12 protein-coding genes, 6 tRNA genes and 4 pseudogenes are annotated in these 18492 nt (G+C 43.1%); 13 read left to right on the top strand and 9 right to left on the bottom strand.

What is annotated here, in order from left to right; translation table 11 throughout:
- Window positions 1-50: 50 nt before the first annotated feature.
- From ACGF63_RS09965 to ACGF63_RS09955, 3 genes are all read right to left on the bottom strand, one after another.
- A complete protein-coding gene (locus ACGF63_RS09965; RefSeq protein WP_036850522.1) occupies window positions 51-839 on the bottom strand; it encodes a class I fructose-bisphosphate aldolase in 789 nt (262 codons plus the stop codon).
- A 9-nt stretch (window positions 840-848) separates the two neighbouring features.
- On the bottom strand, window positions 849-2156 hold the full coding sequence (locus ACGF63_RS09960; RefSeq protein WP_081738293.1) for a 3-dehydroquinate synthase II: 1308 nt from the start codon (window positions 2154-2156) through the stop codon (window positions 849-851).
- A gap of 426 nt (window positions 2157-2582) precedes the next feature.
- The gene (locus ACGF63_RS09955) at window positions 2583-4100 is read right to left on the bottom strand and encodes an MFS transporter (RefSeq protein WP_387630432.1); all 1518 of its coding nucleotides are present in this window, start codon (window positions 4098-4100) and stop codon (window positions 2583-2585) included.
- Window positions 4101-4265: 165 nt separating this feature from the next.
- On the opposite strand from ACGF63_RS09955, the gene ACGF63_RS09950 reads away from it, so the two are divergent.
- A complete protein-coding gene (locus tag ACGF63_RS09950) occupies window positions 4266-5159 on the top strand; it encodes a LysR family transcriptional regulator (RefSeq protein ID WP_152964142.1) in 894 nt (297 codons plus the stop codon).
- A gap of 87 nt (window positions 5160-5246) precedes the next feature.
- Here the strand turns inward: ACGF63_RS09950 and glnS are convergent, their stop codons facing one another.
- The 3 genes and pseudogenes from glnS to nagE form a co-directional block, all read right to left on the bottom strand.
- Window positions 5247-6914 carry a glutamine--tRNA ligase gene (gene glnS / locus ACGF63_RS09945; RefSeq protein ID WP_036850515.1) on the bottom strand — a complete coding sequence of 556 codons (1668 nt, stop codon included), beginning with the start codon at window positions 6912-6914 and terminating at the stop codon, window positions 5247-5249.
- A gap of 198 nt (window positions 6915-7112) precedes the next feature.
- Window positions 7113-7562: pseudogene (locus tag ACGF63_RS09940) on the bottom strand (glucose PTS transporter subunit IIA); the annotation flags it as partial.
- 56 nt (window positions 7563-7618) lie between these two features.
- Window positions 7619-9137 (bottom strand): annotated as a pseudogene (nagE, locus tag ACGF63_RS09935) (N-acetylglucosamine-specific PTS transporter subunit IIBC); the annotation flags it as partial.
- Between the two features lie 345 nt (window positions 9138-9482).
- On the opposite strand from nagE, the gene nagB reads away from it, so the two are divergent.
- The 9 genes from nagB to ACGF63_RS09890 all read left to right on the top strand — a co-directional run bounded on the left by nagB (window position 9483) and on the right by ACGF63_RS09890 (window position 13529).
- Window positions 9483-10295 (top strand): glucosamine-6-phosphate deaminase, encoded by an 813-nt coding sequence (nagB, locus tag ACGF63_RS09930; protein ID WP_152964143.1) that lies wholly within the window; start codon window positions 9483-9485, stop codon window positions 10293-10295.
- Between the two features lie 84 nt (window positions 10296-10379).
- On the top strand, window positions 10380-11540 hold the full coding sequence (gene nagA / locus ACGF63_RS09925; RefSeq protein WP_152964144.1) for an N-acetylglucosamine-6-phosphate deacetylase: 1161 nt from the start codon (window positions 10380-10382) through the stop codon (window positions 11538-11540).
- Window positions 11541-11555: 15 nt separating this feature from the next.
- The gene (locus ACGF63_RS09920) at window positions 11556-12773 is read left to right on the top strand and encodes an ROK family protein (protein ID WP_152964145.1); all 1218 of its coding nucleotides are present in this window, start codon (window positions 11556-11558) and stop codon (window positions 12771-12773) included.
- Window positions 12774-12925: 152 nt separating this feature from the next.
- Window positions 12926-13002 (top strand) — tRNA-Met (locus tag ACGF63_RS09915).
- 5 nt (window positions 13003-13007) lie between these two features.
- Window positions 13008-13092, top strand: a tRNA-Leu gene (locus ACGF63_RS09910).
- Between the two features lie 29 nt (window positions 13093-13121).
- Window positions 13122-13196: transfer RNA gene (locus ACGF63_RS09905), tRNA-Gln, on the top strand.
- A gap of 43 nt (window positions 13197-13239) precedes the next feature.
- Window positions 13240-13314, top strand: a tRNA-Gln gene (locus ACGF63_RS09900).
- Between the two features lie 59 nt (window positions 13315-13373).
- Window positions 13374-13450 (top strand) — tRNA-Met (locus tag ACGF63_RS09895).
- Window positions 13451-13454: 4 nt separating this feature from the next.
- Window positions 13455-13529, top strand: a tRNA-Gln gene (locus ACGF63_RS09890).
- A gap of 220 nt (window positions 13530-13749) precedes the next feature.
- On the opposite strand, the pseudogene ACGF63_RS09885 reads toward ACGF63_RS09890, so the two are convergent.
- The 3 genes and pseudogenes from ACGF63_RS09885 to ubiF all read right to left on the bottom strand — a co-directional run.
- Window positions 13750-13941 (bottom strand): annotated as a pseudogene (locus tag ACGF63_RS09885) (helix-turn-helix domain-containing protein); the annotation flags it as partial.
- Between the two features lie 2 nt (window positions 13942-13943).
- Window positions 13944-14033, bottom strand: a pseudogene (locus ACGF63_RS09880) (type II toxin-antitoxin system RelE/ParE family toxin); the annotation flags it as partial.
- A gap of 77 nt (window positions 14034-14110) precedes the next feature.
- On the bottom strand, window positions 14111-15292 hold the full coding sequence (ubiF, locus tag ACGF63_RS09875) for a 3-demethoxyubiquinol 3-hydroxylase (RefSeq protein WP_387630473.1): 1182 nt from the start codon (window positions 15290-15292) through the stop codon (window positions 14111-14113).
- Window positions 15293-15490: 198 nt separating this feature from the next.
- On the opposite strand from ubiF, the gene miaB reads away from it, so the two are divergent.
- The 3 genes from miaB (at window position 15491) to ybeY (ending at window position 18450) form a co-directional block, all read left to right on the top strand.
- Window positions 15491-16921 (top strand): tRNA (N6-isopentenyl adenosine(37)-C2)-methylthiotransferase MiaB, encoded by a 1431-nt coding sequence (gene miaB, locus ACGF63_RS09870; protein ID WP_152964147.1) that lies wholly within the window; start codon window positions 15491-15493, stop codon window positions 16919-16921.
- An 87-nt stretch (window positions 16922-17008) separates the two neighbouring features.
- Complete coding sequence (locus ACGF63_RS09865; RefSeq protein WP_387630471.1) at window positions 17009-17986, top strand: PhoH family protein; 978 nt, start codon at window positions 17009-17011, stop codon at window positions 17984-17986.
- Window positions 17983-18450: an rRNA maturation RNase YbeY gene (gene ybeY / locus ACGF63_RS09860; RefSeq protein WP_152964148.1), complete on the top strand. Its 468-nt coding sequence runs from the start codon at window positions 17983-17985 to the stop codon at window positions 18448-18450. Before ACGF63_RS09865 ends, ybeY begins: the two co-directional genes overlap by 4 nt.
- Window positions 18451-18492 lie beyond the last annotated feature (42 nt).

The raw sequence follows: 18492 nt of genomic DNA, 5'->3' as shown, positions 1-18492 counted from the left end.
ACCCTTTTAGTAACATTCAACTGATGAGATCTATGATATACAGGCTCTTATCAAGCCAAAGATATTAGCTCTGCGTTTATGCACTCATATAAATTTTTCAGCAGAGATTGTGGATTTAGATTTTGAAAAACATTTCTGCCAACACATAATCCGCTAGCCCCAGCTGAAATAGCAACTTTTGTATTATCGATCAATATGTTGTCAGCAGTTTTTTCTCCTCCAGCAAAGAAAATTTTAATATCAGAACCATGAAGGGATACAATTTCTATAATGGATGTTTCCGAGTCAGGAAATCCTATTTTTATTGCATCAGATCCAAGCTCAGTGACAATTCTGATTAAATGGTGAAGTCTTTCCATTTTTATTTCAGGTGATTCGAAAATAACTTTATCATATAACATTGTCAGTACCGGAAGCCCGGCTTCATGTGCTATATCAGTCACCATTCCTAATATCGATAAATTATGCTCAAAATTTTTTCCCGTAAAATTTATCTGTATAGAAACAGCGTCCGCGCCAAGCTGAAGAGCAGCCTCTATACTCGCCACCAATATTTTGGTGTCCGGCGATGCTGATATAATCGGCATACCATTAATATGGAGAATAACACCAATTGATGGGCGCAAAGCGCCACGTAAAATTAACTTCTCTAATACCCCTTTATGTGCCAAAATAGCGCTAACATAGTTATTATTAATCCACGGCTCAACTGCATATATATTCTGTAAACCAGGGATCGGCCCCATCGTTAATCCATGATCAATTGGCACGATCAAGCCTTTATTTGAATTGGGAAATAACAATCTACTTTCTCTTAATTTTCTTCCAATATATCCCATGATCGTCACCTATTTCTCGATGATTGATTCGTTAATTTTTATACCAACATGACGACCAGGCTCTGTGATATATCCGAGTACCTTATCTCCAAGTTTAAGTTCAGAGATATTCAAAGGTTTCGCCTCACTAGAGAAAATGCGCACATGCCAATCATCTTGCATCAAAACATTGACTCGTTTGTTCCCCGCAAACTCTGCTTCAATTAACCGAAGCGGTCTCTGCTCGATTTTTACACGACCAACAGTAATATGTCGTACTTCTCCCTTCGAATTAACCGCCATTACCGATGAGCCAGCTTTTAATTCACTCATATAATCTGTCCGGTTACCGAAGTTATATACATAGGAATGTATCGCTCCAGCGTTAATACGAAATGGCCTCAATTCCATATACGGCAGAAAAAATACTTCTGGACAGCACAATAGAGCGCCTTGTGAGGTACTGCCTACCAGCATGCCTTCATCCTCACTGAATAATGTGGATGCATCAATGCAAGCTCGATACCCCATACCTACAGGACGGCTTTCTGTAATTATTCCTACTTGTAGTTGCAGTGATTCTTTTCTGTTATATGATAAACGATCGATAAAGTCGCTCATAACATCATGTGTATTGGGTGAAAATATAACGCCTTCAGCGCCATATTCCATAACACCATAAGATACAATTGCATCATCGACATCGTTGGGATCTCTGATTTCTTTTAACAAAATAGTCCCGGTAGATTGTAACGATGCAATGACCAATTCGAGGGGAATATTGGTTGGGTCACGAAAAAGAATCCAGAGAAAGTTGAATTCTATGCCTTCATTGATTGTCTTAAGTAAACTTTCTTGATCATCAACATAGCTTTCATAGCAAGTAGCAATAGACTCTTCTTTAAGTTTTCTCAAAGTGAGAATATCATTAGAACAGATACATTTATTTGAATTTGTCTCTAAAGATTTGAATAGAGTGAAATGTTCGCTTTCCCGGAATTTAATCAGCTCTTCAGATGTTTTAACCCTCAGAATTATTTGCATTCTTTTGGGTATTGCATCAATGAAAGTTGAGAAATTATTTGGATATAAAATTATACCACTATAAAAAGAATTTATTACCCTGATGAAAATGCTGTCATCTGGCCTTTGTTCTGACAGCTTTTCTGTATCAAACCAAATCACCGGACCATTTAAAGCTTCACGTTTAGAACTTTTATTTTTACTTGGATTGTTTAATCTTACATATGTTCTCTTGGCAACTATTTCGGCTGTTTCAAAATTGTCGGATGGGATAGTAACTGCTTCCTTTTGCACGCTAATTATATTTTTGTTCATATTCATAATCCCCTAAAAAATAAAGAATAGTTTTTCAATTGGTAATTTTTATTAATTAATATCAAGTTATTATTATCATATCCTCTTTTTTTCCGCATCTATAAAATATCCAGCCTGTAATTTTTTATTTCATAGCTTCAAGAATCAGTATAGTGATATTTCACAGAATACATTGTTTATTATTTTTCTAAAATGAATAAATGTGTAAAAAAACCACATCCTGCTCATAAATACAATAGATAATGGTAACATTTCTCCTGATAATGAAATAAAATTCCACTAATTAACAGATAATCAATAGTTATGTAATTAATGTCAGCTCTTCGAGTTTCATTACCAATCCATTTTCCTGCTACTGAAGAACTGTGATCTATATTATTAATATAACTAGTGAATAGAAAAGCCATTACTTTGAATCTATTATTTTTATTTACTTTCGCTGTGGGATTTTACTTTCCCCAACAAAATAAACACTAAGATTGCGGTAATGGCTGCCGCGACTGCAAGCGCAATAAGTTGATATCGAAATGCTTCTTCATATACTTTATAAAGCAATGATTTATCTAATGAAGGGTGAATCGCAACAGCGTTATGTAAATCGCTCATTGCAAGCCGCGTAGATATTTCAGATAGAATATCGGTTGGAACACTACCCTGTGTATTTAAACCCGAAGCTATACGAGCAGAAAGAACCGCGCCTACCACCGCCAATGCAATACCGTCTCCCGCCAGGCGGACAGCATTGAAAATACCTGTCGCCATTCCTGCCCGCTCTTTAGGTACCACGCTCACAGCCAAACCATCCATCAACCCCCAAGGCAGACCAATCCCGATCCCAATAACTAACATTGGCCATAATCTTTCGGCTGTTGTATCACCAGAAATTCCATAACCTAACCAAAATAATCCAATAGCCGCGATGATAAGCCCCAGTCCTGAAAGTACACCGACATTAATCCAGCGAGCCAATTGACCAGCAATAAAGGGGACTATTAGCAAAGGTGCAGATAATGCAATCATCATCTGACCGGCTTCTAATGCGCTGTACCCTTCTACGCCAATAAAACGGGCCGGCAGTATGACAAGCAATACGACATAAGCATACGCCGGCGCAATTGCGAGAAGCTGTACCCCAACGAAGCGGGCGTTTGCGAATAAAGAAAGGTCTAACATGGGTTTTGAACGTTGCCGCTCAATAACAATAAATACGATGAAAACAATAACGGCACATATTAGTGTCGTCAGCACTATACTGTTTCCCCATCCTTTTTCAGGCGCCAGAATGATCCCATAAGTGAAAACAGCTAAAGACAAAGTAAATGTTATCGCTCCGGGCCAATCTAGCCCCTCAGCGTCGGGATCACGAGTTTCCCGGGCATAAATACTGACCAGTATACTTGCTGCCAATGCAACCAGAGAGGGCAGCCAAAAAACCCACGGCCACCCTAATGTGTCAATAAGCAGCCCCGCCAGAAAAGGTCCAAAAGCAGCGCCAGCCCCGAATGTTGTACCAATCAGGCTAAAAATACGTGTACGTTGATAACCTTCAAATTCCTGAGTCAATGCTGCCATTGAACCCGCAAAGGCAGCAGCAGCCCCTAATCCTTGTATAAGCCGTAAAATATCAACCCAAAAAACGGACGGCATATAAGGTATTGCCGCAGTAACAACAGCAAAGAGCAATAAACCTAATAACCAGAGTTTCTTACGTCCGTGAATATCGGCCAGGCTACCCGCCGCCATTGTTGCACTACCGTAGGTAAGAATGTAGGCGTTAATCACCCAACTGAGTTCTATAGCACTGCCCCCAAGCGCTTGATTGATCGATGGCACAACAACGGCGGGTCCCGCGATACTCAAAGGAATAACAGCGGCTGTAAGGCAAGCAGTCAAGACGAGTGGAATTTTATTTACACTCGCTCCCGTATTTATTTTAGTTTTCATGATCCAGCCTTGAGTAATGTGTGACTTGCCGCGATATGGCAGACAGAGCAAGATGTATTTTATTTCATACTACAGAGTCGCTAATAGTAGATAAATAGACCTACAATCACTTCTGAAGTGGCTTTTCTGTCACCAATCGTGATCTAAAAAAACCAGGAGGCCTAGATGAACAATTTGAGTGGATTCATGATCTTCATTCATGTCGCCGAAGCTCGCAGCTTTGCAGACGCAGCCCGGCAACTCGGACTATCTCCTTCGTCCGTCAGCAAAAGCATATCCCGATTAGAAGAGAAATTAGGTGTACGTCTGCTCCAGCGTAGCACCCGTAGCGTCAGTTTAACTGCTGAAGGCTCACTATTCCTTGAACGCTGCAAACGTATCCTTGATGAAATCTCCACGGCGGAAAATGAATTGTTGAGTTCCATCTCTGCCCCTCAAGGTCGCCTTCGGGTGAGCTTGCCATTAATCAGTAATCTGATGCTGCCCGTATTATCCGCTTTTGCGACTCGTTATCCACAGATAGAACTGGAGCTGGACTTTAGTGATCGATTAGTTGATGTCATTAATGAAGGTTTCGACGCGGTGGTTCGTACAGGAGAGCTTAATGATTCACGATTGATGAACAAACGTATAGGATCCAGCCGTTTCGTTTATGTTGGCGCTCCCAACTATTTTGCCCAACACGGTAAACCATCACAACCCGAAGAGTTATTACATCACGCCTGCCTGATGCACCGTTTTCCAACTACAGGTCTTTTAGAGAAGTGGCCGCTGCGCGCGGGAAAATCCGCAGTAGATATACATCTTCAGGCAAAGATGACCAGCAATCATGTCGAAACGCTGCTTCACATGGCGATCCAAGGTCACGGTATCGCCTGTTTACCTGATTTTACCGTTAAGCAAGCATTGGCTAGCGGTACATTATTAACAGTTTTAGACAAATGGGCGGGTACTTCGAGTACTTTCCGTATCCTATGGCCCTCTAACCGCTGGGTACTACCCAAAGTCAGAGCTTTTGTCGATTTCATGGCAGATAATTTATTTCCACAAGAGAAATAGCAATAGAAATAACAATATTTAGCAAAAAAACTGCACCTCAACTGTTGGCCTCATATCCAACTCGTTGGGTACAGTTCATTATCTCAATTAATCCTGAGAAATTTTTGTCCAGGTATCACGCAGACCAACAGTACGGTTAAATACCAGACTTTCTGCACTGGAATAACAACTATCAGCACAGAAATAACCTTCACGCTCAAACTGATACGTTTTTTCTGACTTGGCATTCGCTAAACTTGGCTCAACAAAGCCCTGATGGACCACCAGTGATTCTGGGTTAATTGTCGCCAGAAAATCATCCTCTGCACCGGGATTTGGTACGCTGAATAGACGATCATACAGACGGAATTCAGCAGGAACAGCATGGGACGCACTGATCCAATGAATAACACCTTTCACTTTACGTCCATCTGCCGGATCTTTATTCAGCGTCTGCTCATCATAGCGGCAATAGATTGTCGTGATATTGCCGTCAGCATCTTTTTCAACACGCTCTGCTTTGATGATATAAGCGTTACGCAAACGAACTTCTTTACCCAAAACTAAGCGTTTATATTGACGGTTAGCTTCTTCACGGAAATCTGCCCGGTCAATATAGATCTCACGGTTGAATGGCACTTCACGGCTGCCCATCTCCGGTTTATTCGGATGATTAGGCATACTCAGCATCTGCTCCCCTTCCGGCCTGTTTTCGATCACCAGCCTGACCGGATCGAGAACAGCCATTGCGCGAGGGGCATTTTCGTTCAGATCATCACGGATACAGGACTCCAATGCGGCCATTTCCACATTATTGTCCTGCTTAGTCACACCAATACGACGGCAGAATTCACGAATGGAAGCGGCAGTATAACCACGACGACGCAAACCTGAGATAGTCGGCATCCGTGGATCATCCCAACCTGCAACAATCTTGTCGGTCACCAATAGGTTCAGCTTACGCTTGGACATCACCGTGTATTCAAGATTCAGACGCGAGAATTCATACTGACGCGGATGACAATCAATGGTGATATTATCCAGCACCCAGTCGTACAAACGACGATTATCCTGGAATTCCAATGTACACAGCGAATGTGTAATACCTTCCAGCGCATCAGAAATACAGTGAGTAAAATCGTACATCGGGTAGATGCACCATTTGTTACCAGACTGATGATGTTCTGCAAATTTAATACGGTACAAAACCGGATCGCGCATCACAATAAAAGGTGATGCCATATCGATCTTGGCTCGCAGGCAAGCTTTACCTTCGCCAAATTCGCCGGCACGCATTTTTTCAAACAGTGCCAGGTTTTCACCAATACTACGGTCACGATACGGGCTGTTTTTACCCGGCTCTTTCAATGTGCCGCGATATTCACGGATCTCTTCCGGGCTCAATTCATCAACATAAGCCAGGCCTTTATTGATCAATTCAATAGCATACTGATACAACGTATCAAAATAATTGGAAGAGTAGCGAATATCACCACTCCACTCAAAACCTAACCACTGAACGTCATTTTTAATAGAATCAACGTACTCAACATCTTCCTTAACCGGATTAGTATCGTCAAAACGCAGATTGCACTGGCCCTGATAATCCTCTGCAATCCCAAAGTTCAAGCAGATAGATTTTGCATGACCAATATGCAGATAACCATTGGGTTCAGGTGGGAAGCGGGTATGTACGGATGTATGTTTACCAACTGCCAAATCTTCATCAATTATTTGACGAATAAAGTTTGTCGGGCGGGCATCTGCCTCACTCATTGTTTTATACCTCAATAATGCCAAAAGCGCGTCACATAACCGCCTATAATCCAACAAGCAGTGCCGAGAAACAACCGTTTGTTACTGCCAAATGGCGATTCAGAGCAAAGTTAAAGCGAAAAACGGGAAAAGTGGCACTCTTCCCGTTTTTCATTTTATTGAAAACTTTTTATCAACTTTTACGGACTTGTCTGTTGTTTATCTCAGCACATCAAATAATTTTGTCTGTCCTGCTTTTACCTGACCTTTTGCCAAGATATTGATACCGATATAATCATCAATATTGCTGACGATAACCGGACTAATCATAGATTTAGCATTAGCATTCAGATAATCAAGATCCAGATTCAATACAGGTTCTCCAACTTTCACCATGGTGCCTTCATTCACCAACCGTTTAAAACCTTTACCGTTAAGAGAAACCGTATCAATGCCCAAATGTACAATCAGTTCCAAACCTTCATCAGTTTCAATACAGAAAGCATGATTGGTGTCGAAAATTTTCACGATCGTACCGGACACTGGCGCAAGCACAGTATTTGATGTTGGTTTGATAGCAATACCATCACCAACAACTTTACTGGAAAAGGCTTCATCAGGTACGTCTGTCAAATCGATTAACTCACCACTGACCGGAGCAATCAGCGTCAACAGGATTTTACGTTCGCCTTCAGGCTTCGCTTTCTGCGCTGTCTGATGTTGATAGTTTGCTGTCGCAGCAGCAACCGGACCTTTTGCCAGAACATCACGCATAGCACTGGCAATCAGTTCTGCACGAGTACCAACAATAATCTGCACACTCTGTTTATTCAGGCGGATAATACCGGAAGCACCCAGGCGTTTAACCAGATTGTCATTGACCTGATCGACATTTTTTACAGACAGACGCAGACGAGTAATACAAGCATCAATGCTTGTCAAGTTATCTGAGCCACCCACTGCGGCAAGATATTGATGAGCTTCATTGTGGATGTTATTAGCTGTTGCTTTACCATTTTTGTCCACATCAACATCATAGCCATCAATTTCACCATCAGTTGCCAACTCACGTCCCGGAGTCATCAGATTGAATTTTTTGATAGTAAAACTAAATACGAAATAATACAGGCAGAAAAATACCAGACCTTGTGGGATTAACATGTACCAATGTGTCGCTAATGGGTTACGGGAAGAAAGTACCATATCCACTAAGCCAGCACTGAAACCAAAACCCGCAATCCACTGCATTGTCGCTGCGATAAACACTGAAATACCGGTCAAGATCGCGTGCAGCACATAAAGCACTGGCGCAACAAACATGAAGGCGAACTCTAGAGGCTCAGTAATACCAGTGAAAAATGCAGCGAATGAACCCGCAATCATAATACCGGCAATTTTGGCCTTATTTTCGGGACGTGCGCAGCGATACATCGCTAATGCCGCACCTGGTAGACCAAACATCATAATAGGGAAGAAACCTGCCTGATAACGGCCGGTAATACCAACAATTGCGCTACCATCTACAATGGATTTCTGACCACCGAGGAAATTAGGAATATCGTTGATACCGGCAACGTCAAACCAGAATACAGAGTTCAGGGCATGATGCAGGCCAACAGGAATCAGTAGGCGGTTAAAAAAGGCATAGATACCGGCACCTGTAGCACCGAGATCTTTAATACTTTCACCAAAAGTGACCAGTGCATTATAAACCACCGGCCATACATACATCAGAATGAAAGCAACCAGAATCATCAGGAAAGAGATTAGGATGGGGACCAAACGACGACCGCTGAAAAATGACAACGCTTTCGGCAGTTCAACACCACTAAAGCGGTTATACAGTTCAGCAGACACAACACCAACTAAAATACCCACAAATTGGTTATCAATTTTACTAAAGGCTTTTGGTACATCGTCAACCGGAATACCCTGGATCATAGATACCGCTGCCGGAGAACACAGTGTCGTTACGACTAAAAAACCGACAAAACCTGTCAGTGCCGCCGCACCATCCTTATCTTTAGACATGCCATAAGCCACACCAATAGCAAACAACATTGGCATGTTCTTAATAATGGCTTCACCAGATTTAATCAGCAAAGCTGCCAGTGCATTATCAGCTCCCCAGCCTACCGGGTCGATCCAGTAACCTATCCCCATTAGTATTGCAGCCGCAGGCAGTGTGGCTACCGGTACCATTAATGCTCGCCCCACTCTTTGCAAATAACTCAGAATATTCACCTTGCTCCCCCTTATATCCTAATTACCGGAGTCTCTTACTGCTTATGACTACATTATGAAAGTAAGCAATAAGGACTTTTATTCTACAATTTTAGTGTAGGAAATTTATTTTTCGTCGCAAATTAATTCCTTGTTATATGTGATGTAAATCACCACAAACACCAATAATTTGGTCAAAATGCTAGCTAACACACAAATCTTATTTTATCATTAAAAATATCATACCGCGCAGAGTGTCTCTGCCAATGAAAATGTTTTAATATTCAAACTATAGACGATTAATTAAGAGAATAATGTATAACTCTATTATTTAACTATGATAATTTCTTATTTTAAGAGGTAATTATGAGACTGATCCCCCTAACGAATGCAAGTGATGTCGGTAAATGGTCTGCACACTATATCGTTAGTAAAATCAACGCATTTAATCCAACTGTTGAGCACCCTTTCGTTTTAGGACTGCCAACCGGCAGCACACCACTGGCAACTTACAAGGAATTGATTACTCTGCACAAAGCAGGGAAAGTCAGTTTTAAACATGTCGTTACATTCAATATGGATGAATATGTCGGTATCCCCGAAAATCATCTGCAAAGTTACCATAGTTTCATGCACCATAACTTCTTTGATCACATTGATATAAAAAGAGAAAATATCAATCTACTCAATGGTAATACTGCTGATATTGATGCAGAATGCCAACGTTATGAAGACAAAATTAAGTCTTATGGTCAGATTCATCTATTTATGGGTGGTGTGGGTAATGACGGCCATATTGCATTCAATGAACCAGCATCATCCCTGACTTCCCGCACCCGCATCAAGACGCTGACTGTAGAAACCCGTACTGCCAACTCTCGCTTCTTCGATAATGATATTAATCAGGTACCTAAATACGCCTTAACCGTAGGTGTAGGTACTTTGATGGATGCGGAAGAAGTTATGATCCTGGCTACCGGTTTGAATAAAGCCCTGGCAATACAGGCCGCTATTGAAGGCAATATTAACCATATGTGGACCGTAAGCTGCCTGCAAATGCACCCTAAATCCATCATTGTCTGTGACGAACCAGCAACAATGGAATTGAAAGTAAAAACGGTTAAGTACTTCCATCAATTGGAAGCAGACATTATCGACATATTTGCCAGTAAAAAATAAGAATCCACACAGCCTGAAGCTTATCTCAGACTGATTATCATCATTATTCTCAATCATCATCTCCAGATCCCATAGGAGGCTAAGATGTATGCTTTAACCAACTGCATTATATATACCGGTCATGACAGACTGGATAATCATGCTGTTATCATTGCTGACGGCTTAATTAAACGGGTTTGCCCAACACAAGAGTTACCCGAACAGATTGAAAAACGTGATCTGAATGGTGCAATTCTTTCCCCCGGCTTTATCGACCTGCAAGTTAACGGTTGTGGTGGTGTTCAATTTAATGAACGGCTGGAAGATATTTCAGAAAAAACGCTGGATATCATGCAAAAAGCCAATGAACGCTCAGGCTGTACCAGTTACTTGCCGACCCTGATTACCAGCACAGATGAATTGATGATAGCCTCTGTTGAGGCAATGCATACCTATCTGAAGCATAATAAGTTTCAGGCTTTGGGCCTGCATCTGGAAGGGCCTTACCTCAATCCGGTAAAAAAAGGCACTCACAATCCAGAAATTATCCGTAAACCTACACCTGAAATGATAAATTTTCTGTGCGATAATGCTGATGTCATTACCAAGCTGACTCTCGCACCTGAAATGGTGGAACAGAAATACATTCACCAATTGATTGAATCAGGGATTGTGATTTCTGCCGGTCACTCCAATGCCAGTTATGAAGAAGCCCGACAGGGATTTCGGAATGGCATAACCCTCTCAACCCATCTCTATAATGCGATGCCATATATTTCTGGTCGCCAGCCTGGTCTGATTGGCGCTATCTTTGATACACCAGAAGTTTACGCAGGTATTATTCCCGATGGTTTTCATGTTTCATGGCCGAATATTCGTAATGCTAAGCGTCTGAAAAAAGATAAGTTGATTCTGGTAACAGATGCCATACTTCCCGCCGGTATGGATACTTCTATCAATAAAATGGAGCATTTCACCTTTGCCGGTAAAACCATATACTATCGAGATGGATTGTGTGTTGATGAAAATGGCACGTTAAGTGGCTCTTCTATCACTATGATAGACGCCGTTAAAAATAGCGTTGAACACGTTGGTATTGCTCTGGATGAAACACTGAGGATGGCGGCACTCTACCCAGCCCGTGCGATTGGTGTTGATCAATATCTCGGCACTATTGAAGCCGGTAAAATTGCTAATCTCACCGTTCTTAGTCACGACTTTAAAATCTGCAAGACCATTGTTAACGGAAAAGAAACTGACCTTTGAGGGACGAAATAACCGATGAGTTATAGCAGCACACAAATTGGTAATATTGACCTTGTAAAGCAACTTAACGGCGCTGTGGTATACCGGTTAATCGATCAACAAGGGCCGATATCCCGGATTCAAATTGCAGAGCAAAGTCAACTTGCACCCGCCAGCGTGACTAAAATTACTCGTCAGTTACTTGAACGCGGCCTGATTAAAGAAGTCGATCAACAAGCCTCTACCGGAGGCCGTCGCGCAATTTCAATCGTTACAGAAAATCGTAATTTCCATACTATCGGTGTCCGCCTTGGCCGCCATGATGCCACTCTCGCGCTTTATGATATGAGTGGCAAGGCATTGGTTGAAGAACATTATCCACTGCCTGAAGCCACCCAGCAAAAAGTCGAAAACTTGCTTATCAGCGCAATAGAAAACTTTATTCAACAGAATCAGCGCAGGATCCGTGAATTAATCGCCATTTCAGTTATCCTGCCCGGATTGGTTGACCCAAATACCGGCATCGTCCGCTATATGCCTCATATTAAAGTGACTAACTGGACTCTGGTCGATAATCTGAAAAAACATTTCAACATGACCTGTTTCGTTGGTCATGATATCCGTAGTTTAGCACTGGCTGAGCGCTATTTTGGTGCCACCCGTGATTGTGAAGATTCGATATTGGTGCGTATCCATCGGGGTGCCGGTGCTGGGGTGATTATAAACAGCCAGATATTCCTTAATAATAGAGGGAATTTAGGTGAAATTGGTCATATTCAAATTGATCCCCTCGGTGAGCGTTGTCATTGCGGCAATTTTGGCTGTCTGGAAACTATCGCCTCTAACTCAGCAATTGAAGCGAGAGTTCAGCATCAATTAAAGCAAGGTTTTCCAAGCCAGCTAACATTAAATAACTGCAATATCAGAGCCATCTGCCAGGCCGCTAATCAAAATGATCCATTAGCATCTGAAGTGATAAAAAATGTCGGCCATTATCTTGGTAAAGCCATCTCTATCGCCATTAATTTATTTAACCCACAGAAAGTTGTTCTGGCGGGGGAAATTACTGAAGCACAAAACGTTCTCTTACCCGCTATTCAAAGTTGTATCAATACTCAGGTTTTAAAAGAATTTCGCGAAGATCTGCCAATCGTTGTGTCTGAATTAGTTCACTGTTCCGCCATTGGTGCCTTCGCTCTGACTAAACGCGCTATGCTTAATGGTGTACTGTTACAACACTTACTCGAAGGGTAATATTCATTTTTTGTTGGTTTTCTCATCAAAATGATTATAAGCCAAACAAACAAGCGACCTTAAGCAAATTTCAAGAAAAAAGCAGTTGACGCATTTAGCTGATATACGCATAATGCGCCCCGCAACGCCGATGAAGGTAATGCAAAAAGGATGGCTACGTAGCTCAGCTGGTTAGAGCACAGCACTCATAATGCTGGGGTCACAGGTTCGATTCCCGTCGTAGCCACCATCTTTGCGGGAGTGGCGAAATTGGTAGACGCACCAGATTTAGGTTCTGGCGCCGCAAGGTGTGCGAGTTCAAGTCTCGCCTTCCGCACCATTTCTTTCATCAAGTTGTTATCATGCAGATGGGGTATCGCCAAGCGGTAAGGCACCAGGTTTTGATCCTGGCATACCCAGGTTCGAATCCTGGTACCCCAGCCATCATTTTGATAATACAATGCGTTGTGCAGTGAATACTTTCAGTTGGGGTATCGCCAAGCGGTAAGGCACCAGGTTTTGATCCTGGCATACCCAGGTTCGAATCCTGGTACCCCAGCCATTAGATGAATGTTGTCCACTGATATTTTGCGATAAAGTCTCTTGCATCGTAAATAAAATGGCTACGTAGCTCAGCTGGTTAGAGCACAGCACTCATAATGCTGGGGTCACAGGTTCGATTCCCGTCGTAGCCACCATTTTTGGGGTATCGCCAAGCGGTAAGGCACTGGATTCTGATTCCAGCATTCCGAGGTTCGAATCCTCGTACCCCAGCCAGTTAAATCAATGTGTTGCAACAAGCAACATGTTGGCAAAGAATATCAAAAGAATATTCTTTGCAGTGAAGCGCCGCCTTTCGGGATGGCGTTTTTGCTTTTATGCCTATAGTTCCCCATCCGGCTCACCCAATTTTCTTTAATCGCTGTTTATTGCACATCCCACACTTGTCTCATCGCTCTTTCACCGGTCCGGTTGGCTCACGCCTTTCCTATTCCTAATTGCGCAAAGTTCCAACATTAACAGAAATCAACTTGGCAAAACCCGTTTGACTTAAGCCCGTCGCTTGGCGAATACTCTTTACTTTTATCGCCTCAACGTTAGTTTCACGAGAGGGCGCACGTTCACCGTTAATGATCTCATTCATCTGTGTCATGCTTTCAGTCAGCTTGGAAAACAGTTTACTATCCATCTTTACCACCTCTCATTTAACTCTCTCAGGATTTTCTTCTCTGATTCACTCAGATCGTCCTTAATACCTTTTTTATAAATCAGCAGCAACCTGGTGATTGAATTTGATGAAGTACTTTCCGTTGTCGGTGCAATTACGTTTATTTTATCTGCTAATACCAATCTATACATTACAATCCCAACGCATATTTAAGCGCCGCTTTTTTCATTACTCCAGCTCGTTGAGCTGCCATCAATGCCAGATTACGTGCAACTTTCAGCCCCGGTAACTCATTACTGAACACGGTGTAAAACAGATCCATTCCAGCTTGCATCATCAGGTTATCCGGCATTCTGTGACGCTGATAACGCATAAGCACTTCCAGTGAATCCCATTTTTCTGTTAATTCTCTGGCCTTCACCAAAACATTAAGCAACGTATCTACATCCCGGTAACCAAGATTAACCCCCTGCCCTGCCAGCGGATTAATGGTATGAGCCGCATCGCCCAGCAAGACTAATCCTTCACGCACATAACTGTTAGCATGATGACGAGCCAAAGGAAATGAGCCGGCGGCAACAGGGGTCACTTTGCCTAACCGCACAGGAAAGGCCTGAAAAATCTCCTGCTCAAGTTGAATCATTGGCATTGCCTGTAACTGCCGTATACGTGCCGGTTTGTCATACCACACCAGCGAAGCCCATTGGTCAAATAGCGGAAGAAATGCTCTTGGGCCAGAAGGGAAAAACTGCTGCCAGGTAATATCTTGCTGTGGCTGCTCGGTTTTTACTGTAATCAACATACAAGACTGTCTGTATTGCCAGCCACGGCTACCAATCCCTGCCATTTGCCGAACCTGAGAACGGGCACCATCAGCCCCGGCAATCAAACGGGTATTAATTTCAATGCCATTATCCAGAGTGACCAACCAGCTCGCTTTCTGCCGCTGCATTAATTGCATTACCGCAGGGCACAGCAAAGTCAAATTGGGGTATTTTTCAAACTGCCGCCACAGCGCCAGCTGCAAAATACGGTTTTCAACCATATAGCCCAGCTCAGGCAGACCCAGATTTTGTGCATCAAACACCAAATTGGAATCATTTTGCTCCCAAGTCTCCAATTTGCGATACAGCGCACTGCGCATCTGTAATACCGCATCCCATGCACCAAGTTGTTTGAGCAAATCTACAGAAGCACAACTGATTGCCGATACGCGCACATCAGGATAACTCTGTGCATCATAAGATTGTGGTGGCTGATGATCCAACAAAGCGACTGTCCAGCCTTCTTGCGCCAGTCCCAATGCTGTCGCAGCACCGATCATGCCAGCACCAACCACCACTACATCAAAAATCTGTTGCGAATTATTCATATCAGTCATGCTATTAACTCATTGATTGGCACAGTGTACCGGATTTTTAATCCTTCGGTAGAGAATATCCTGTTTAACAGTCTGGTCACTGCTCCCTCAAATGACTACAATATCCGGCAACTTTATGCCTAATACACAACTGCTTTTGCAGTGCAATAATCTCCTTAAGCACTGTAGAAAGCCCGGATGCACAAGAAAATGTCGACGATAAAAAAACTGTATATTAAAACTTGGGGCTGTCAGATGAATGAATATGATTCATCTAAAATGGCCGACCTGCTCGAAAGTACTCACGGTTATCAGTTAACCAATGTCGCCGAAGAAGCAGACATTTTACTATTGAATACCTGTTCAATCCGTGAAAAAGCACAAGAAAAAGTTTTCCATCAGTTAGGCCGCTGGAAAAATTTGAAAGACACCAATCCAGATATCATTATTGGCGTTGGTGGCTGCGTCGCTTCTCAGGAAGGGGATTTCATCCGTCAGCGCGCCCAGTGTGTAGATATTATTTTTGGGCCACAAACACTGCACCGTTTACCTGAAATGATCAACCAGGTGAAAGGCACCCGCAGCCCGGTTGTTGATATCAGCTTCCCGGAAATTGAGAAATTTGACCGTCTGCCTGAACCACGTGCTGACGGCCCATCTGCATTCGTTTCCATTATGGAGGGTTGCAACAAATACTGTACTTTCTGTGTTGTACCTTATACCCGCGGTGAAGAAGTCAGCCGCCCAAGTGATGATGTTTTGTTTGAAATCGCCCAGCTTGCCGCACAGGGTGTACGTGAAGTTAATCTTCTCGGTCAGAACGTGAATGCTTATCGTGGTGCAACTTATGATGGTGATATCTGCTCTTTCGCTGAATTAATCCGTCTGGTCGCCGCTATAGATGGCATTGATCGTATTCGTTTTACCACCAGCCATCCTATTGAATTCACAGACGATATTATCGCTGTTTATGAAGATACACCGGAGTTGGTTAGCTTCCTGCATTTGCCGGTACAAAGTGGTTCTGATCGCATTCTGACTCTGATGAAACGTGCGCACACTGCCCTTGAATATAAAAGTATTATCCGCAAACTGCGTAAAGCACGACCAGAGATCCTAATAAGCTCTGATTTTATCATCGGCTTCCCAGGTGAAACCCAGGACGACTTTGAGAGAACAATGAAACTGATCGCTGATGTCAATTTCGATATGAGCTACAGCTTCATCTATTCCGCCCGTCCGGGAACGCCAGCAGCGGATCTGCCTGATGATGTCAGCGAAGAAGAGAAAAAACAGCGTCTTTATCTACTGCAACAACGCATCAATCAACAAGCTATGGGCTACAGCCGTGCTATGTTGGGTAGTGTACAACGTATTCTGGTTGAAGGAACTTCCCGTAAAAATGTGATGGAACTTTCCGGCCGTACTGAAAACAATCGAGTCGTCAACTTTGAAGGCCAACCTGACATGATTGGTAAATTCGTTGATGTTGAAATTGTTGATGTCTACGCCAACTCACTGCGCGGTAAAGTCATCGGTACAGAAGATCAGATGGATCTTCGTATACACGAATCACCTGAGTCCGTTATAGCCCGTACCCGCAAAGAAGATGAGATCGGGGTCGGCAGTTATCAGCCTTAAATATAGAGATAATTAGTGATTCAACAAACTCATTCACAAGTCGCAACCCAGGAAATTTTCCTCGAACCGGCCGACAATCAACGCCTGATGAGCCTATGCGGCCCGTTTGATGACAATTTGAAGCAGCTTGAGCGCCGGCTGGGCATTGAAATCAGCCGTCGTGACAACCGTTTTAAATTGATGGGCAAACCGTTAAGCGTTAGTGCTGCCACCAATATCCTACGCCATTTATATGTGCAAACGGCCTCTGTCCGTGGTGTTATCCCTGATATCAAACCAGAGCAAATTCATCTGGCGATTACCGAGAGCCGGGTTCTAGAGCAAGCTGCCGAAAACATACCTGAGTACGGTAAAGCCGTTAATATTCGAACCAAACGTGGCATGGTGAAACCACGCACACCTAATCAGGCACAGTATATTGCCAATATTCTTAGCCATGATATTACGTTCGGAGTTGGTCCTGCCGGCACAGGAAAAACTTATTTGGCTGTTGCCGCAGCAGTTGATGCACTGGAACGTCAGGAAATTCGCCGTATCCTGCTAACCCGCCCGGCAGTAGAAGCGGGCGAAAAACTGGGTTTCCTGCCTGGCGACCTGAGCCAGAAAGTTGATCCATATTTACGCCCGCTCTACGACGCCTTGTTTGAAATGCTGGGTTTTGAAAAAGTTGAGAAGCTGATCGAACGAAACGTTATTGAAGTTGCCCCATTAGCTTATATGCGTGGACGAACTCTTAATGACGCGTTTATTATTCTGGATGAGAGCCAGAACACAACCATAGAGCAGATGAAGATGTTCCTGACCCGTATCGGCTTCAACTCCAAAGCGGTTGTCACAGGCGACGTTACACAGATTGACCTGCCTCGTGGACAGAAATCCGGCCTGCACCACGCGATTGAGGTTCTGTCAGGGGTCAGTGAATTGAGTTTTAACTTTTTCCACAGTGATGATGTTGTCCGTCACCCGGTTGTTGCCAAAGTGGTCATCGCTTATGAAGAGTGGGAAGCAACGGAGCAAAAACGTAAGCAGACACTCAGTGAACAACGCAAACAGGAAGCACAATGAGTTCAGTCATACTTGATTTACAAATTGCCTGTGAGAGCTCACAAAGTCTTCCTGAAGAAACCCTGTTCCAGCAATGGCTGGATGGGGTTTTACCTCAATTTCAATCTGAAAGTGAAGTAACAATCCGCATTGTTGATAAGGCAGAAAGCCAAGACTTAAATCTGACTTATCGCGGTAAAGATAAGCCAACAAATGTGTTATCTTTTCCATTTGAAGCACCACCAGAGGTTGATTTACCCCTGCTTGGCGATCTAATTATCTGTCGTCAGGTCGTTGAAAAAGAAGCGGAGGAGCAACAAAAAACCGTAGAAGAGCATTGGGCACATATGGTTGTGCACGGCTGCCTGCATCTGCTGGGCTATGACCATATCGAAGATGATGAAGCAGAAGAAATGGAATCTCTGGAAACAGAAATTATGCAAAAGCTAGGTTATGCTGATCCCTATCTTGCAGAAAAAGAGTAACCACTCTCACCATTTTTATGCTAAAAAATACCGACAACAACT

It is taken from the genome of Photorhabdus sp. RM322S, from assembly GCF_042879395.1.
GTDB classification, from domain to species: Bacteria; Pseudomonadota; Gammaproteobacteria; order Enterobacterales; family Enterobacteriaceae; genus Photorhabdus; species Photorhabdus khanii.
The sequence above is the reverse complement of the archived record's forward strand: the minus strand, read 5'-3'. Positions and strand labels throughout refer to the sequence as shown.